This is a genomic window from Pseudomonas sp. GW821-FHT09D08 (assembly GCF_059416305.1).
The window spans coordinates 431,468-448,878 of record NZ_JBWKOX010000004.1; the positions used below are offsets into that span (position 1 = coordinate 431,468).

The window sequence follows — 17,411 nt, forward strand, 5'->3', positions numbered from 1 at the left end:
AGGTTCCATGCCCGACTACGTTAATTGGCTTCGTCACGCTTCGCCCTACATCAACGCCCACCGCGACTGCACCTTTGTGGTCATGTTGCCCGGCGACGGTGTGGATCATCCGAACTTCGGCAATATCGTCCACGACCTGGTGCTGCTCCACAGCCTGGGCGTGCGTCTGGTGCTGGTGCACGGTTCGCGCCCACAGATCGAAGCGCGCCTTGAAGCGCGTGGCCTGGTCCCGACTTACCATGAAGGCATGCGCATCACCGATGCCGCGACGCTGGAGTGTGTGATCGACGCGGTCGGCCACCTGCGTATCGCCATCGAAGCGCGCCTGTCGATGGACATGGCCTCGTCGCCGATGCAGGGCTCGCGCCTGCGGGTGGCCAGCGGCAACCTGGTGACGGCGCGGCCTATCGGCGTGCTTGAAGGCGTGGATTACCACCACACCGGCGAAGTGCGCCGGGTCGACCGCAAGGGCATCAATCGCCTGCTGGATGAGCGCTCCATTGTGCTGCTGTCGCCCCTGGGCTATTCGCCTACGGGGGAGATCTTCAACCTGGCCTGCGAAGACGTCGCCACCCGCGCCGCCATCGACCTGGGGGCGGACAAACTGCTGCTGTTCGGCGCTGATCTCGGCCTGATCGATGAAAATGGCCGCCTGGTCCGCGAATTGCGCCCGCAACAAGTACCGGCACACCTGCAACGCCTGGGCAGCAGCAACTACCAGTCCGAATTGCTCGATGCGGCTGCCGAGGCCTGTCGCGGCGGGGTAGGGCGCAGCCACATCGTCAGCTACGCCGAAGACGGTGCCTTGCTCACCGAACTGTTCACCCGCGATGGCGGCGGCACGCTGGTGGCCCAGGAGCAATTCGAACGGGTGCGCGAGGCGGCGATTGAAGACGTCGGCGGCTTGCTCGACCTGATCAGCCCGCTGGAAGAACAGGGCATCCTGGTGCGCCGTTCGCGGGAAGTGCTCGAGCGTGAGATCGAGCAGTTCAGCGTGGTGGAGCGCGAAGGCATGATCATCGCCTGTGCGGCGTTGTATCAGATCGCCGATTCGGACGCGGGTGAGCTGGCATGCCTGGCGGTGAACCCGGAGTACCGCCACGGCGGGCGGGGTGACGAGCTGCTGGAGCGTATCGAAACCCGCGCGCGGGCGCAGGGGTTGAAGACGCTGTTCGTGCTTACCACGCGGACTGCCCACTGGTTCCGTGAGCGTGGCTTTGTGCCGAGCAGCGTGGATCGCCTGCCCTCGGCACGGGCCTCGCTGTACAACTACCAGCGTAACTCGAAGATTTTCGAGAAGGCCTTGTAGAACCCTACCCCCAATTCACCGGGCAGGCTCGTGTAAGAGCCTGCCGTCACGCACGACTAAAGTTTAAGCATTCTTGATCTGACGCCGATAACAGGTGGGCGGCTATGGATAGAGTGTGGGCGCTTACAAACACCTGAATCGTCGAATGGGCGGCTTGGACAGCAAAAGAAACGATTAGTGACACAAAAACTGTAACAAATTGACGGGAGGATGTGCCTTTGGCCATGATGGCGTCGCCTTTTTGATCGTGGGTGACGTATGCAACAGCGTGGGCACACTAATCGATCTAAAAAAGCTCTAACAAATACCCTTTAGGAATTAGCTTGTGTGGCGAGTGGTCTATGCTGGCCTGTCCACGTCACGGAAAGTCTTATTCCTGAATCGTATGAAAAAGAATGAAATAATTCTTTTTGGGTGTATGAAAAACTCATTACCCTGCAGGGACCAAATCAACGGTGGTTAGACGAAGGTAGTAGACACACAAGGTTACGATTGACTTGTCAGTCACTATCCGGTGCTAATCGCGCATCTGTGGATCGAGGGCGTCAGACCCGAGACCAAAGAAATACAAAAATTAGAAACGAGAGGAGCGGTACATGAAGAAGTCCACCTTGGCACTGTCTGTAGCTTTGGGCGTAATCGCTCAGCAAGCAGGCGCTGCCGGTTTCATCGAAGACAGCAAGGCCACACTGGGTCTGCGTAACTTCTACATCAACACTGATAACCGTGATGGGCATGCACCTGCTACTGGTAGCGCCTCTAACACGCGTAGCAAAAATGCTGAATGGGGCCAAGGCTTCGATCTGCGTTTCATCTCGGGTTACACCCAAGGCACTGTTCAGTTCGGTGTTGATGCAATCGGTCTGTACGGCGTTCGCCTGGATTCGAGCCGTGCTGATCACGGTAACTACAACGGCACCGCATCTGGCGGTACTGTGTTCCCAAGCGATGGCGATACTGCGGTTAACGATTTCGCCAGCCTGGGCGTGACCGGCAAGGTCAAGATCTCCCAAACCGAGCTGAAGCTGGGTACTCTGCAGCCTAAGTTGCCGGTTATCGTGACTAACGACGGTCGTCTGCTGCCGCAAACTTTCCAAGGTGGCCAGATCACTACCAACGACATCAAGGATTTGACTCTGGTTGCTGGTCAGGTCGAAAAGGCCAAAGGCCGTAACTCCAGCAACAACGAAAATCTGTCGCTCGGCGGTGCCAACGGTAGCTCTAATTACAGTGCAGGCAAGTTCGTCAATAAGTTCTACTACGCGGGTGGTGACTACAAACTCACCAAGGACCTGACTGCCCAGTACTACTACGGCAATCTGGAAGACTTCTACAAGCAGCACTTCCTCGGTCTGACCCACAACTGGTCGATCGGCCCGGGCGTATTGAAGTCTGACCTGCGTTACTTCCACAGCACTGATGATGGCTTGAACGGCAACACTCCCGCTTACTACACCAACGGTAACTACAACGGCTTCAACGCCGGCAAAGGCAAAGTCGACAACAACCTGTATAGCGGCCTGTTCCTGTACACCGTTGCTGGCCACACCTTCGGTGGTGGTTATCAAGTCAGCAACGGCAGCAGCGACTTCCCTTGGCTGAACCAGGGTGACGGTTCGTCGGCTTACCTGACTACCGACATGCAGATCCAAAAGTTCGCCCGTGCCGGCGAGCGTACCTGGCAAGCTCGCTACGCGTATGACTTCGCCAAAGTTGGCGTACCTGGCCTGACTGCTGGTGTTGTTTACCTGAAAGGTAGCGACATCGACACTATCGCCAACAACAACGGGCGTGCTGAAACCACCGGCCAGTCCGAGTGGGAACGCGACATCACCGTTGCCTACGTGATTCCAGAAGGTCCGCTGAAAAACCTCGGCGTTGCCTGGAAAAACGCTATGTGGCGCACCGACCTGGCGAACACCCGTTCCCAGGACGAAAACCGCCTGATCGTCAGCTACTCGCTGCCACTGTTCTAGTCGCGTGAAGCTGTTGTAAGACCGTAAAATCTTGCCCGGCGCATGCCGGGCAAGGTGTCTTGCTTTTCAAGTCGGGCTAAACCCCCGCAAGCCCTTCCTGAACCCCTCTTTGTACAGCGTCTCAAGGCCTTCTCGAACCTTGGAAACGATGTTGCGCCTCGCCCTTTCCCGCGTCCAATGAACAGATTTTTAATATTCCTTTATCGTCTAGATAAATCGATATTTATTCTTTTTAAATAATCCGCAATCCATGCACAGTGGGCTCCATAAGCACTCACCAGGAGCCACACCATGAGCCTAAGACTGGGCGATATCGCCCCCGACTTCGAACAGGATTCCAGCGCCGGCAAGATTCGTTTCCACGAATGGCTGGGCGACAGCTGGGGTGTGTTGTTTTCCCACCCGGCGGACTTTACCCCGGTGTGCACCACGGAGCTGGGCTTCACCGCCAAGCTCAAGGACGAGTTCGCCAAGCGCGGCGTCAAGGCCATTGCCCTGTCGGTGGACCCGGTGGACTCGCACCACAAGTGGATCGAAGACATCAACGAAACCCAGACCACCGTCGTCAACTTCCCGATCCTGGCTGACGCCGACCGCAAGGTTTCGGACCTCTACGACCTGATCCACCCGAATGCCAGTGACACCCTCACCGTGCGTTCCTTGTTCGTGATCGACCCGAACAAGAAGATCCGCCTGACCATCACCTACCCGGCCAGCACCGGCCGTAACTTCCATGAAATCCTGCGGGTCATCGACTCGCTGCAACTGACCGACAACTACAAAGTCGCCACCCCCGCCAACTGGCAGGACGGTGATGAAGTGGTGATCGTGCCGTCGCTCAAGGATGAGGAAGAGATCAAGAAGCGCTTTCCGAAGGGTTATCGGGCGGTGAAGCCGTATTTGCGGCTTACTCCACAGCCCAATCGTTGAAACTGAATCACAGCAGGGGTTTTCAGGCCGTTTCTACGGCCTTTTTTTTCGCCTGGGGACCTACAAACCTCATATGCATTTAAAGAATAAACAAATGAAAAAATAAGATTTATAGATATATGAATCTGCTGATAAGGTCTGTTCCATCTTGGCGCCATCGCCACACAGCGAACCGCCGGCACTTGCTCAAGGAATTCCTGCATGTTGGTCGTAACACTTGGAGGCAGTCCCAGCCAGCGTTCCCGCTCCGGGGTCTTGCTGGAAAAAACCCGTCAGTGGTTGCAAGACAAAGGCGTTGAAGTGGTGAGTTACCAGATACGGGAGTTCCCGGCTGAAGACTTGCTGCATGCACGCTTCGACAGCCCCAAGGTCATCGACCTGCTGCAACAGGTGGCTAACGCGGATGGCCTGGTGATCGCCACGCCGGTGTACAAGGCGTCGTTCTCCGGGGCGTTGAAAACCGTGCTCGACCTGCTCCCCGAGCGCGCCTTGGCCCACAAGGTTGTGTTGCCGATGGCGACCGGCGGCAGCATCGCCCACATGCTGGCGGTGGATTACGCCCTGAAGCCGGTATTGTCGGCCCTCAAAGCCCAGGAGCTGCTCCACGGCATCTTTGCCGAAGACAGCCAGATCGCCTACGGCGAAGGCAGTGCCCAGGCACAACTGGTACCGGTCCTCGAACACCGTTTGCACGAGGCCCTGGAGACGCTTTATGGCGCCATGGCCCGTCGCCCGAAACCGCTGGACCCGCATGTGTTGAATGAACGTTTGTTGAGTGCTCGCTGGAGCATTTAAGTCAGCCTCACCGTTATAGAGATGTACTCACCTTACTCAGCCGCCAACGGCCAAGCAGGTGCAGCCAACCCCCTCATCGCATTATTTGGAGAGAGCGCCATGCGCACTGTCATCTTGCGTCGTGGTCTGGTCGCACTGTTTGCTGCGGCTGTGTCCTTCGGCGCCATTGTTCAGGCCCAAGCTGCCGAGACCCTGCGGATCGGTTACCAGAAATACGGCACCCTGGTGCTGCTCAAGGCCAAGGGCACCCTGGAAAAACGCCTGGCGGCCCAAGGCGTCAACGTCCAATGGACTGAGTTTCCCGGCGGCCCGCAATTGCTCGAAGGCCTGAACGTGGGCTCCATCGACTTCGGTGTCACCGGCGAAACCCCGCCGGTCTTCGCCCAGGCCGCCGGTGCCGACCTGCTCTACGTGGCCTACGAGCCGCCAGCGCCAACCAGTGAAGCGATCCTGGTGCCGAAAGACTCGACGATCAAATCGGTGGCCGAGCTCAAGGGCAAGAAAGTCGTGCTCAACAAAGGCTCCAACGTGCACTACCTGCTGGTGCGTGCCCTGGAAGATGCCGGCCTGAAATACACCGACGTGCAGACCGTGTTCCTGCCGCCCGCCGATGCCCGTGCCGCCTTCGAGCGTGGCAGTGTGGATGCGTGGGTGATCTGGGACCCGTACCAGGCCGCCGCCGAGAAACAACTGCAAGCGCGCACCCTGCGTGACGGCACCGGCATTGCCGACAACCACCAGTTCTACCTGGCCACCAAGCCGTACGCCGAAAAGCATCCGGAAGTGGTCAAGGCGCTGATCGAAGAGGTGCGCGCGGTGGGCGAGTGGTCCAAGGCCAACCCCCAGGAAGTGACCGAACAAGTCGCGCCGCTGCTGGGCCTGCCGGCAGACATCACCCTGACCTCGGTGAAACGCCAGGGCTACGGCGCGCTGTTCCTGACCCCGGAAGTGGTGGCGGCCCAGCAGAAAATCGCCGACAGCTTCTACCAACTCAAATTGATCCCCAAGCCCTTGAGCATCAAGGACGTGATCTGGACGCCACCGGCTGCCGTGGCTAAAGCGCCGTAATCCGATTTCTTCAGGAGACAACTCCATGAGCCTCACTATTTTCTGGTTCCTGCCTACCCACGGCGACGGCCATTACCTTGGCACCGCCGAAGGCGCTCGCGCCGTCGACCACGGTTATCTGCAGCAAGTGGCCCAGGCCGCTGACCGCCTGGGATTCGGCGGGGTGCTGATCCCCACCGGTCGCTCCTGCGAAGACTCGTGGCTGGTGGCCGCCTCGCTGATCCCGGTGACCCAGCGTTTGAAATTCCTTGTCGCGCTGCGCCCCGGGATCATTTCCCCGACGGTGGCGGCGCGTCAGGCCGCGACCCTGGACCGCCTGTCCGGCGGCCGCGCGCTGTTCAACCTGGTGACTGGTGGTGACCCGGAAGAGCTGGCCGGCGATGGCTTGTTCCTCAGTCACGAAGAGCGCTACCAGGCTTCGGTGGAGTTCACCCGCATCTGGCGCCGCGTGCTGGAAGGCGAAACCGTGGATTACGACGGCGAGCACATCAGCGTCAAAGGCGCCAAGTTGCTCTACCCGCCGATCCAGCAACCGCGCCCGCCGCTGTACTTCGGCGGTTCCTCCGAAGCGGCCCAGGACCTCGCCGCCGAACAGGTGGAGATGGTGCTGACCTGGGGCGAGCCACCGGCCGCCGTCGCCGAGAAGATCGAGCAGGTGCGGGCCAAGGCGGCGAAACTCGGGCGCACCGTGCGCTTCGGCATTCGTCTGCATGTGATCGTGCGCGAAACCAACGAAGAGGCCTGGAAAGCAGCCGACAAACTGATCTCCCATCTCGACGACGACACCATCGCCCGTGCCCAGGCTTCCCTGGCGCGCTTCGATTCCGTCGGCCAGCAGCGCATGGCGGCCTTGCATGGCGGCAACCGCGACAACCTGGAAGTCAGCCCCAACCTGTGGGCCGGCGTCGGCCTGGTGCGTGGCGGTGCGGGCACCGCGCTGGTGGGCGATGGCCCGACGGTTGCGGAGCGGGTCAAGGAGTACGCAGCGCTGGGCATCGACACCTTTATCTTCTCCGGTTATCCACACTTGGAAGAATCGTATCGGGTCGCCGAGCTGCTGTTCCCGCATCTGGATATCGAACGTCCCGAGTTGCCGAAAAGCGCCGGTTACGTAAGCCCGTTCGGCGAAATGGTCGCCAACGACATCCTTCCCAAAGCTGCGTCACAGAGCTGAGGCGGCGCCATGAACCTTGAAAAATTGAGCCATCGCGTGGCGCCCTGGGTGCTGCCGATTCTATTGCTGGCGGTGTGGCAGTTGTCGGTGTCGGCGGGTTGGTTGTCGACACGCATCCTGCCGGCGCCCAGCGCGGTGATTGAGGCTGGGGTCAACCTGGTGCGCAGCGGCGAAATCTGGACGCACCTGGCTATCAGTGGCTGGCGTGCCGGCCTGGGCTTTGTGATCGGTGGCAGCATCGGCCTGGCGCTGGGGTTTATCACCGGCCTGTCGACGTGGGGTGAACGCCTGCTGGACAGCTCGGTGCAGATGATCCGCAACGTGCCGCACCTGGCGCTGATTCCGCTGGTGATCCTGTGGTTCGGCATCGACGAGACCGCGAAGATTTTCCTGGTGGCCCTCGGCACGCTGTTTCCGATCTACCTGAACACCTACCACGGCATCCGCAACGTCGACCCGGCGCTGGTGGAAATGTCGCGCAGCTACGGCTTGTCCGGTTTCAGCCTGTTCTGGCAAGTGATCCTGCCGGGTGCTCTGCCGTCGATCCTGGTGGGTGTGCGCTTTGCCCTGGGCTTTATGTGGCTGACGCTGATCGTGGCGGAAACCATCTCTGCCAGCTCCGGCATTGGTTACCTGGCGATGAACGCCCGCGAATTCCTGCAAACCGACGTGGTGGTATTGGCCATCGTGATGTACGCCATCCTCGGCAAGCTGGCCGATTTGGCCGCGCGCGGTCTGGAGCGTGTATGGCTGCGCTGGCACCCGGCTTACCAAGTGAATAAAGGAGGTGCGGCATGACGGCTCAACAACCTCCGCGCCTGCTGAAGGGGATTCCCCTGGCGGTGCGCAAATTGCGCAAGGCCTTCGGCGCGCGGGAAGTACTCAAGGAAATCGATCTGCACATTCCGGCGGGCCAGTTCGTGGCCGTGGTCGGTCGCAGTGGCTGCGGTAAAAGTACCTTGCTGCGCCTGTTGGCCGGCCTGGACAAAGCCAGCGGCGGCGAGCTGCTGGCCGGTTCGGCGCCGCTGAGCGAGGCGATTGAAGACACGCGCTTGATGTTCCAGGAAGCGCGCCTGCTGCCGTGGAAAAAGATCATCGACAACGTCGGCCTGGGCCTCAAAGGCAACTGGCGCCCTAAAGCCTTGGAAGCCCTGGAAGCGGTAGGCCTGGCCGAGCGTGCCAATGAGTGGCCGGCGGCCTTGTCCGGTGGCCAGAAGCAGCGTGTGGCCCTGGCCCGTGCTTTGATCCACCAGCCGCGCCTGCTGCTGCTCGATGAACCGCTGGGCGCCTTGGACGCCCTGACCCGTATCGAGATGCAGCAACTGATCGAAAACCTCTGGCAAAAACACGGCTTCACCGTGTTGCTGGTGACCCATGACGTCAGCGAAGCCGTGGCCATTGCCGACCGGGTGATCCTGATCGAAGACGGCGAAATCGGCCTCGACCTGATCGTCGACCTGCCGCGCCCACGGGCCCGAGGCTCACATCGCCTGGCCGCACTGGAAGCGCAAGTACTTAACCGTGTGCTGTCGTTGCCCGGCACGCCGCCGGAACCCGAACCTGTTTCACCGCTGCCTACGCAATTGCGTTGGGCTCAATAACTCACTTGTCCTACGAAGGAAGTCCACCATGACTATTAAAGCCATCAACGTGCGTAACCAGTTCAAAGGCACCATCAAGGAAATCGTCGTCGGCGACGTGCTGTCGGAAATCGACGTGCAGACTGCATCCGGTATCGTCACGTCCGTGATCACCACCCGCTCGGTCAAAGAGCTGGAGCTGGTGATTGGCAGCGAAGTGATTGCCTTTGTGAAGTCGACTGAGGTGTCGATCGCCAAGTTGTGATTTGCGTCGCTCTTGAGGCCGTCATCGGGGGCAAGTCGAATCGTCGCACCGCCCCTCCCACATTCTGAATGTGTTCACAGATCAAACTGTGGGAGGGGGCTTGCCCCCGATGAGGCCAGTCCGGCCAGCACAAAACTCAGCGCTTGGGCAGGTAAGCCGGCAAATACAGCCCCACATACGCATCAAAAACCCGCATCCCTTCCTCCGCCATACGCGGCGTAATCAGCCCATGCTGATGCACCGAACGCGCATACACGCGATCACTCAATTCCAACGCCAGCGCAAACACATCCACATCGGTTGGCAAACTCGGCACTTCAAAGTGGCGGTCGAACACTTCCAGCATCAAATCCCCCAGCTCCAGATCATGCTGGCGGTCCGCCTGGGTCACTTCGGTCAGCCCGTGCTGGGCCAGGATCAACTGGCGCGCGGCGGCGTCGTTGCTGTAGATGGTCAGCATGCGCTGTTCGACGATGTAGGACAGGTCGCGCCAATGCTTGAGTGAATCATGCTCGATGGGGGCCTGGATGGCGCAGCGGAAGGCTGCATGTATATCGGCGGTCAGTGCCTCCAGCAGCGCCGGCACACTGGCGAAAAAGTGATACACCGACGACGGCGGGATCTGCGCGCGCTCGGCCACGCTGTAGATCGACAAACTCGCCACGCCTTCGGCGGCCAGCAAGGTGCGGGCTGCATCGAGAATCGCGTCGATCCGTGCCTGGCTGCGGGCGCGGGGTTTGCGAGGGGCGGCGGGGCGGGTGGGCATGGAAGTCTCCTACAAGGCAGCGGGCATTGTACGCAGAGCCTGGGGATGATCCATACCGCTTGTTGTGGTGAGCGGGCTTGCCCCGCGCTGGGCTGCGAAGCGGCCCCCATAAAAAACGCCGAGTTCCTTCAGAAAGAACTCGGCGCCTGTGTTGGGGGCTGCTACGCAGCCCAGCGCGGGGCAAGCCCGCACCACAGTCAATGCAGCCGTCGTTTAGACGGTATGCAGGTACCAGTTGTACTCAAGGTCGGAGATGGAGTGTTCGAACTCTTCCAGCTCACTTTCCTTACAGGCGACGAAGATATCGATGTATTTAGGATCGATGTACTTGGCCATCACCTCGCTGTCGTCCAACTCGCGCAGGGCATCGCGCAGGTTGTTCGGCAGGCTCTGTTCGTTCTGCTCGTAGCTGTTGCCTTCCACGGGTGCGCCCGGCTCGATCTTGTTGGTCAGGCCGTGGTGCACGCCTGCAAGGACCGAAGCCATCAGCAGGTAAGGGTTGGCGTCGGCACCGGCCACACGGTGTTCGATACGTACGGCGTCGGACGAGCCGGTCGGTACGCGAATCGCCACGGTGCGGTTGTCCAGGCCCCAGCACGGCGAGTTCGGCACGTAGAACTGTGCGCCGAAACGACGGTAGGAGTTGACGTTAGGGCACAGGAACGCCATTTGGGCGGGTAGGGTCTCGAGCACACCGCCGATCGCGTGACGCAATGCGGCGTTCTGCTCGGGATCCTCGCTGGCAAAGATGTTCTTGCCGTCCTTGTCCAGGATCGAGATGTGTACGTGCAAACCGTTGCCTGCCTGGCCTGGGTAAGGCTTGGCCATGAAGGTGGTATCCATCTCATGGTCGTAGGCGATGTTCTTGATCAGGCGCTTGAGCAGTACCGCGTAGTCGCAGGCCTTGATCGGGTCGGCCACGTGGTGCAGGTTCACTTCGAACTGCGCCGGGGCACTTTCCTTGACGATGGCGTCGGCCGGGATGCCTTGCTCTTTGGCACCTTCCAGGATGTCCTGGAGGCAGTCGACGTATTCGTCGAGGTCGTCGATCAGGTAGACCTGTGTCGAGTGCGGGCGTTTGCCGGAGATCGGCGAGCGGGGCGGTTGTGGGCGGCCGTTCACGTTCTCCTGGTCGATCAGGTAGAACTCAAGCTCGAAGGCGGCGCAGATGGTCAGACCGAGGTCGTCAAACTTGCTTACAACTTGGCGGAGCACTTCGCGCGGATCGGCGAAGAAAGGTTCACCTTCAAGTTCGTGCATGGTCATCAGCAGTTGCGCGGTAGGGCGCTTTTGCCAGGGTTCATTGCACAGGGTGTCAGGGATCGGATAACAGATTCGGTCAGCATCACCGATGTCCAGGCCCAGGCCGGTGCTTTCCACCGTCGAGCCATTGATATCCAGGGCAAATAAAGAGGCAGGCAGGTTAATGCCCTTCTCGTAAACCTTGTGGAGGCTGGTGCGTTCGATGCGCTTACCGCGCACCACACCATTCATATCCGCAATTAGAAGGTCTACGTACAGAACCTCAGGATGATCCTTAAGGAACGCGTTCGCTTCGTTAAGCTGAACGGCACGCGGGGGTACCGACATGATGCAACACCTTTGTTGTTAAAAATATCAATCATTGATCTTTTCTGGTTTCAGTCAACCCGAACGGCATGCCGAAGTCAAGCGAGGCCTTTTTTGCCCTAAAAAAGCGCCGTGACCGCACTTTTGGGGCTTTTTGGGGCGGTTTTTTCGGTTTGACCGGCTTGGGACTCGCAGGCTTGAGCGGGCCGTGTTGTATTTTTTACGGGGGTGTTGTGTAAAAAAATGAACAAGGCTAAGCTCGATTCAAACCCATAACAGCAATAATACCGGGGTGCTTCATGTCTCGCCTGCCGCCAATCGGCGTCTCAGCCTGCTTCAGCCAGGCTTTGTCCGCAGTCCGTTCGTCCCGCGTGAATGCCCACGCACCGGCCAATATTCTTGACGGCCCATCCGCTCTCTTTTTTGCCTCCTCGACTGCCACTGACCGGCTGCCATCCGCGCGGCCGCTCATGATTCTGCACGACTTTGGCTTGAGGAATGCAACGCTGCAGCAAATGGCAGGTAAGCTCCTACCCTGAACGAAAAAACGACGCGGATGCTGCGTCAACCAACGCCTGGCCTTTAATGGATGCCAGGAAACCCAGCCCAGAGGCATTTATGAGTAACAACCTCGACCAGCTCACCGATTGGTTGAAAGACCACAAGATCACAGAAGTCGAATGCATGATTGGCGACCTGACCGGTATCACCCGGGGCAAGATCTCGCCGACCAACAAGTTCATCGCCGAAAAAGGCATGCGCCTGCCCGAGAGCGTTCTGTTGCAGACCGTGACCGGCGACTATGTCGAAGACGACATCTATTACGAATTGCTCGACCCGGCAGACATCGACATGATCTGCCGCCCCGACCAGAACGCGGTGTTCCTGGTGCCCTGGGCCATCGAGCCGACCGCCCAGGTGATCCACGACACCTACGACAAGCAAGGCAACCCGATCGAGCTGTCGCCGCGCAACGTGCTCAAGAAAGTCCTCAAGCTCTACGCCGACAAAGGCTGGCAGCCCATCGTGGCGCCGGAGATGGAGTTCTACCTGACCAAACGCTGCGAAGACCCGGACTTCCCGCTGCAACCGCCGATCGGTCGGTCCGGGCGCCCGGAGACCGGCCGCCAGTCCTTCTCTATAGAAGCCGCCAACGAATTCGACCCGCTGTTCGAAGACGTCTACGACTGGTGCGAGCTGCAGGAGCTGGACCTCGACACCCTGATCCATGAAGACGGCACGGCGCAGATGGAAATCAACTTCCGTCACGGCGATGCCCTGTCCCTGGCGGACCAGATCCTGGTGTTCAAGCGCACCATGCGTGAAGCCGCGCTCAAGCACGACGTGGCGGCCACCTTCATGGCCAAGCCGATGACCGGCGAGCCCGGCAGCGCCATGCACCTGCACCAGAGCATCATCGACATCGCCACCGGCAAGAACGTCTTCTCCAATGAAGACGGGACCATGAGCCAGCTGTTCCTCAACCACATTGGCGGCCTGCAGAAGTTCATCCCTGAGTTGCTGCCGCTGTTTGCCCCCAACGTGAACTCGTTCCGCCGCTTCCTGCCCGACACCTCGGCGCCGGTGAACGTGGAATGGGGCGAAGAAAACCGCACCGTCGGCCTGCGCGTACCGGATGCCGGCCCGCAGAACCGTCGCGTCGAAAACCGCCTGCCGGGCGCCGACGCCAACCCGTACCTGGCGATTGCCGCCAGCCTGCTGTGTGGCTACATCGGCATGGTCGAAGGCCATAACCCGAGCGCCCCGGTGGTGGGGCGTGGTTACGAGCGCCGCAACCTGCGCCTGCCGTTGACCATCGAAGACGCCCTGGAACGCATGGAAAACAGCAAGACCATCGAGAAATACCTGGGTCAGAAATTCATCACAGGCTACGTCGCGGTCAAGCGGGCCGAGCATGAAAACTTCAAGCGCGTGATCAGTTCGTGGGAGCGGGAATTCCTGCTCTTCGCCGTCTGATGCGCCGGGCACACGGGGCAACCCGCGCGCCCCTCACTGAAAAGTCTAGGAGATTGGTATGTCCAGCAACAACCCGCAAACCCGTGAATGGCAAGCCTTGAGCAGTGATCACCACCTGGCGCCGTTCAGCGACTTCAAGCAATTGAAAGAGAAAGGCCCACGGATCATCACCAAAGCCCACGGCGTGTACCTGTGGGACAGCGAAGGCAACAAGATCCTCGACGGCATGGCCGGCCTGTGGTGCGTGGCGATCGGTTACGGTCGCGATGAACTGGCCGACGCCGCCGCCAGGCAGATGAAAGAACTGCCGTACTACAACCTGTTCTTCCAGACCGCTCACCCGCCGGTGCTGGAGCTGGCCAAGGCGATTGCCGACATCGCGCCTGCCGGCATGAACCACGTGTTCTTCACCGGTTCCGGTTCCGAAGGCAACGACACCATGTTGCGCATGGTCCGCCACTATTGGGCGATCAAGGGCCAGCCGAACAAGAAAACCATCATCAGCCGCAAGAATGGCTACCACGGCTCCACCGTGGCTGGCGCCAGCCTGGGCGGCATGACCTATATGCATGAGCAGGGCGACTTGCCGATCCCGGGCATCGTCCATATCGCCCAGCCGTACTGGTTCGGCGAAGGCGGCGACATGAGCCCCGAAGAGTTCGGGGTCTGGGCCGCCAACCAACTGGAAGAGAAGATCCTCGAGCTGGGCGTGGACAACGTCGGTGCCTTTATTGCCGAGCCGATCCAGGGCGCCGGTGGCGTGATCGTGCCGCCGGACAGCTACTGGCCGCGCATCAAGGAAATCCTCGCCAAGTACGACATCCTGTTTGTGGCCGACGAAGTGATTTGCGGTTTCGGCCGTACCGGTGAGTGGTTCGGTAGCGATTTCTACGACCTCAAGCCCCACATGATGACCATCGCCAAGGGCCTGACCTCGGGCTACATCCCCATGGGCGGCCTGATCGTGCGCGACGACGTGGTGGCCGTGCTCAACGAAGGCGGTGATTTCAACCACGGTTTCACCTACTCCGGTCACCCGGTGGCGGCGGCCGTGGCCCTGGAAAACATCCGCATCATGCGCGATGAAACAATCGTTAACCGCGTCCACGACGAAACGGCACCGTATTTGCAGAAACGTCTGCGGGAGCTGGCGGATCACCCGTTGGTGGGTGAAGTGCGCGGTGTCGGCATGCTTGGTGCAATTGAGCTGGTTCAGGACAAGGCGACGCGCAAGCGTTACGAGGGCCGTGGCGTAGGCATGATCTGCCGAACCTTCTGCTTCGAGAATGGCCTGATCATGCGCGCCGTGGGCGACACCATGATCATTTCGCCGCCTCTGGTGATCAGCAAGACTGAAATCGACGAGCTGGTGACCAAGGCTCGTCAGTGCCTGGACCTGACTTTGGCGGCATTGCAGGGCTAAGTGCTAGGCTCAGTGCGCAGCGCACCGGGCAGTTATAAATGCAGGGGCTTTGGTTGAAAGCCGGCCCCTGAACTTGCCAGACTGTCGCCCTGTTTTGCTGCCCTCTGGAAGGGTCGCTGAACATAAAAGAACGTGGCCCAAAAAAGAAAAATTGGAGCATCACCAAATGAAGGCATTAGGTTTGAAGAACGCTGGCAAGACCCTCCTCGCCTTGTCCCTGATGGGCGCAATGGCGGGCGCGGTCCAGGCCGACGATAAAGTGCTGCACGTCTACAACTGGTCCGACTACATTGCACCGGACACCATCGCCAACTTTGAAAAAGAGTCGGGCATTAAAGTGGTGTACGACGTTTTTGACAGCAACGAGACACTCGAAGCCAAGTTGCTGGCAGGCAAGTCCGGCTACGACATCGTCGTACCGTCGAACAACTTCCTCGCCAAGCAGATCAAGGCCGGTGTCTATCAGGAGCTGGACAAGTCCAAGCTGCCCAACTACGGCAACCTGAACACCTCCCTGCTTAAAGCCGTGTCGGTCAGCGACCCGGACAACAAGCACGCTTTCCCGTACATGTGGGGTTCGATCGGCATCGGCTACAACCCGGACAAGGTCAAGGCCGCGCTGGGCGTGGACAAGATCGATTCGTGGGACGTGCTGCTCAAGCCGGAAAACATCGCCAAGCTCAAAAGCTGCGGCGTGAGCTTCCTCGACTCGCCGACCGAAATGCTGCCGGTCGCGCTGCATTACCTGGGCCTGCCAACCGACAGCCAGAAGAAGGCCGACCTCAAGCAAGCCGAAGACCTGTTCCTGAAAATCCGGCCTTCGATCGGCTACTTCCACTCGTCCAAGTACATCTCCGACCTGGCCAACGGCAACATCTGCGTAGCCGTGGGTTACTCGGGTGACATCCAGCAGGCCAAGTCCCGTGCGGCTGAAGCCGGTGGCAAGGTCAAGGTGGCCTACGACATTCCGAAAGAAGGTGCCGGTAGCTTCTTCGACATGGTCGCTATCCCTAAAGATGCCGAAAACGTCGATGCCGCTTATAAGTTCATGAACTACCTGCTCAAGCCGGAAGTCATGGCTTCGATCACCAACAGCGTGCGTTTCCCGAACGGTAACGAGAAGGCCACCGCACTGGTCGACAAAGACATCACCAATGACCCGGGCATCTACCCGCCAGCGGATGTGCAAGCCAAGCTCTACGCCATTGCGGACTTGCCGGCTGCGACCCAGCGTGAAATGACACGCAGCTGGACCAAGATCAAATCCGGTAAATAAACCGGCCTTCATTAACCACCGCGCACCCCGCGGTGGTTAATGAAACAAATAAATGACAGAAAGTTTTGCCGGATCGGTTTATCGAGGGTAAGTTGCGCGCCGGTTTTGTTGCCGGGCAACAACTTTGGGCCCAACTATTTAAGAGGACCTCCACTTGCCAATTTCTTTGTTTCGCCAAGCCTTGCTGGTAGGTGCAGGTCTCACGCTGGCTGTCAGCGTGCAGGCCGCACCGACCGTGCATATTTATAACTGGTCGGATTACATCGGTCCCGACACCCTGGCCAACTTCGAAAAGGCCACCGGCATCAAACCCGTGTATGACGTGTTTGATTCCAACGAAACCCTGGAAGGCAAGTTACTGGCCGGGCGTACCGGCTATGACGTGGTAGTGCCGTCCAACCACTTCCTTGGCAAGCAGATCAAGGCCGGGGCGTTCCAGAAACTCGATAAGTCGCTGCTGACTCATTACGCCAACCTGGACCCTGTGCTGCTCAAGCGCCTGGAGAAGAACGACCCGGGCAACCAGTACGCCGTGCCGTACCTGTGGGGTACCAACGGCATCGGTTACAACGTCGACAAAGTGAAGGAAGTGCTGGGTGTCGACAAGATCGACTCCTGGGCCGTGCTGTTCGAACCGGAAAACATGAAGAAGCTGGCCACCTGTGGTGTGTCGTTCATGGACTCGGCGGATGAAATGCTGCCGGCGGTGCTCAACTACATGGGCCTGGACCCTAACAGCACCAACCCTGAAGACTACAAGAAGGCCGAGGAAAAGCTGCTCAAAGTGCGGCCCTACGTGACCTACTTCCATTCTTCCAAATACATCTCGGACCTGGCCAACGGCAACATCTGCGTGGCCGCCGGGTTCTCCGGCGATGTGTTCCAGGCCAAGGCTCGTGCAAGCGAAGCGGGCAAAGGCGTGAACATCGCCTACGCAATTCCGAAGGAAGGCGGCAACCTGTGGTTTGACGTGCTGGCGATCCCCAAGGACGCCACCAACATCAAGGAAGCCCACGCCTTCATCAACTATTTACTGCAATCTGAGGTGATCGCCCAGGTCAGTGACACCGTCGGTTACGCCAACCCTAACCCAGGGGCGGACAAACTGATGGAGCAATCGATACGCACCGACGAAGCGGTTTACCCACCGCAGGCGGTTCTCGACCGGACATTCGTCAACTTCGAGCTACCCCCGAAAGTGCAACGTTTAATGACCCGTAGCTGGACCAAGGTCAAGACGGGCAAGTAAGGCTCAAACTATCCAAGGTTCGCCCGCCTCGGGCGAACCGCACTCTTTTTTTTG

General features: G+C 59.4%; 15 protein-coding genes. 13 read left to right on the forward strand and 2 right to left on the reverse strand.

Annotated elements, in window-relative coordinates:
- Positions 1-7: 7 nt before the first annotated feature.
- The 9 genes from argA to AC07OP_RS11045 all read left to right on the forward strand — a co-directional run bounded on the left by argA (position 8) and on the right by AC07OP_RS11045 (position 9,097).
- Positions 8-1,309, forward strand: coding sequence for an amino-acid N-acetyltransferase (gene argA, locus AC07OP_RS11005; RefSeq protein WP_027608393.1), 1,302 nt, complete (start codon positions 8-10; stop codon positions 1,307-1,309).
- Between the two features lie 596 nt (positions 1,310-1,905).
- Positions 1,906-3,285 carry an OprD family porin gene (locus tag AC07OP_RS11010; RefSeq protein WP_495100865.1) on the forward strand — a complete coding sequence of 460 codons (1,380 nt, stop codon included), beginning with the start codon at positions 1,906-1,908 and terminating at the stop codon, positions 3,283-3,285.
- Positions 3,286-3,576: 291 nt separating this feature from the next.
- Positions 3,577-4,215 (forward strand): peroxiredoxin, encoded by a 639-nt coding sequence (locus tag AC07OP_RS11015; RefSeq protein ID WP_495100866.1) that lies wholly within the window; start codon positions 3,577-3,579, stop codon positions 4,213-4,215.
- A gap of 201 nt (positions 4,216-4,416) precedes the next feature.
- The gene (ssuE, locus tag AC07OP_RS11020; RefSeq protein WP_495100867.1) at positions 4,417-5,010 is read left to right on the forward strand and encodes an NADPH-dependent FMN reductase; all 594 of its coding nucleotides are present in this window, start codon (positions 4,417-4,419) and stop codon (positions 5,008-5,010) included.
- 99 nt (positions 5,011-5,109) lie between these two features.
- Entirely contained in the window at positions 5,110-6,078 is a 969-nt protein-coding gene (locus tag AC07OP_RS11025) for a sulfonate ABC transporter substrate-binding protein (RefSeq protein WP_053127861.1), read from the forward strand.
- A 25-nt stretch (positions 6,079-6,103) separates the two neighbouring features.
- A complete protein-coding gene (gene ssuD, locus AC07OP_RS11030; RefSeq protein WP_027608398.1) occupies positions 6,104-7,252 on the forward strand; it encodes an FMNH2-dependent alkanesulfonate monooxygenase in 1,149 nt (382 codons plus the stop codon).
- A 9-nt stretch (positions 7,253-7,261) separates the two neighbouring features.
- Positions 7,262-8,050, forward strand: coding sequence for an aliphatic sulfonate ABC transporter permease SsuC (ssuC, locus tag AC07OP_RS11035; protein ID WP_027608399.1), 789 nt, complete (start codon positions 7,262-7,264; stop codon positions 8,048-8,050).
- Positions 8,047-8,853 (forward strand): aliphatic sulfonates ABC transporter ATP-binding protein, encoded by an 807-nt coding sequence (ssuB, locus tag AC07OP_RS11040; protein ID WP_027608400.1) that lies wholly within the window; start codon positions 8,047-8,049, stop codon positions 8,851-8,853. Before ssuC ends, ssuB begins: the two co-directional genes overlap by 4 nt.
- Positions 8,854-8,881: 28 nt before the next feature.
- Complete coding sequence (locus tag AC07OP_RS11045; RefSeq protein ID WP_003176783.1) at positions 8,882-9,097, forward strand: TOBE domain-containing protein; 216 nt, start codon at positions 8,882-8,884, stop codon at positions 9,095-9,097.
- A gap of 136 nt (positions 9,098-9,233) precedes the next feature.
- Here AC07OP_RS11045 and AC07OP_RS11050 read toward each other — a convergent pair whose 3' ends face one another.
- Positions 9,234-9,863: a TetR/AcrR family transcriptional regulator gene (locus AC07OP_RS11050; RefSeq protein ID WP_065924363.1), complete on the reverse strand. Its 630-nt coding sequence runs from the start codon at positions 9,861-9,863 to the stop codon at positions 9,234-9,236.
- Positions 9,864-10,076: 213 nt separating this feature from the next.
- Positions 10,077-11,453: a glutamine synthetase family protein gene (locus AC07OP_RS11055; protein WP_003213894.1), complete on the reverse strand. Its 1,377-nt coding sequence runs from the start codon at positions 11,451-11,453 to the stop codon at positions 10,077-10,079.
- Positions 11,454-12,050: 597 nt separating this feature from the next.
- Between AC07OP_RS11055 and AC07OP_RS11060 the strand changes: the two genes are divergently transcribed.
- The 4 genes from AC07OP_RS11060 to AC07OP_RS11075 all read left to right on the forward strand — a co-directional run bounded on the left by AC07OP_RS11060 (position 12,051) and on the right by AC07OP_RS11075 (position 17,357).
- Positions 12,051-13,409 (forward strand): glutamine synthetase family protein, encoded by a 1,359-nt coding sequence (locus AC07OP_RS11060; protein WP_003176780.1) that lies wholly within the window; start codon positions 12,051-12,053, stop codon positions 13,407-13,409.
- 58 nt (positions 13,410-13,467) lie between these two features.
- Positions 13,468-14,832 (forward strand): aspartate aminotransferase family protein, encoded by a 1,365-nt coding sequence (locus AC07OP_RS11065; RefSeq protein ID WP_495100868.1) that lies wholly within the window; start codon positions 13,468-13,470, stop codon positions 14,830-14,832.
- A 181-nt stretch (positions 14,833-15,013) separates the two neighbouring features.
- Positions 15,014-16,108 (forward strand): polyamine ABC transporter substrate-binding protein, encoded by a 1,095-nt coding sequence (locus AC07OP_RS11070; RefSeq protein WP_115485701.1) that lies wholly within the window; start codon positions 15,014-15,016, stop codon positions 16,106-16,108.
- Between the two features lie 154 nt (positions 16,109-16,262).
- Entirely contained in the window at positions 16,263-17,357 is a 1,095-nt protein-coding gene (locus AC07OP_RS11075) for a polyamine ABC transporter substrate-binding protein (protein ID WP_027608404.1), read from the forward strand.
- Positions 17,358-17,411: the final 54 nt, after the last annotated feature.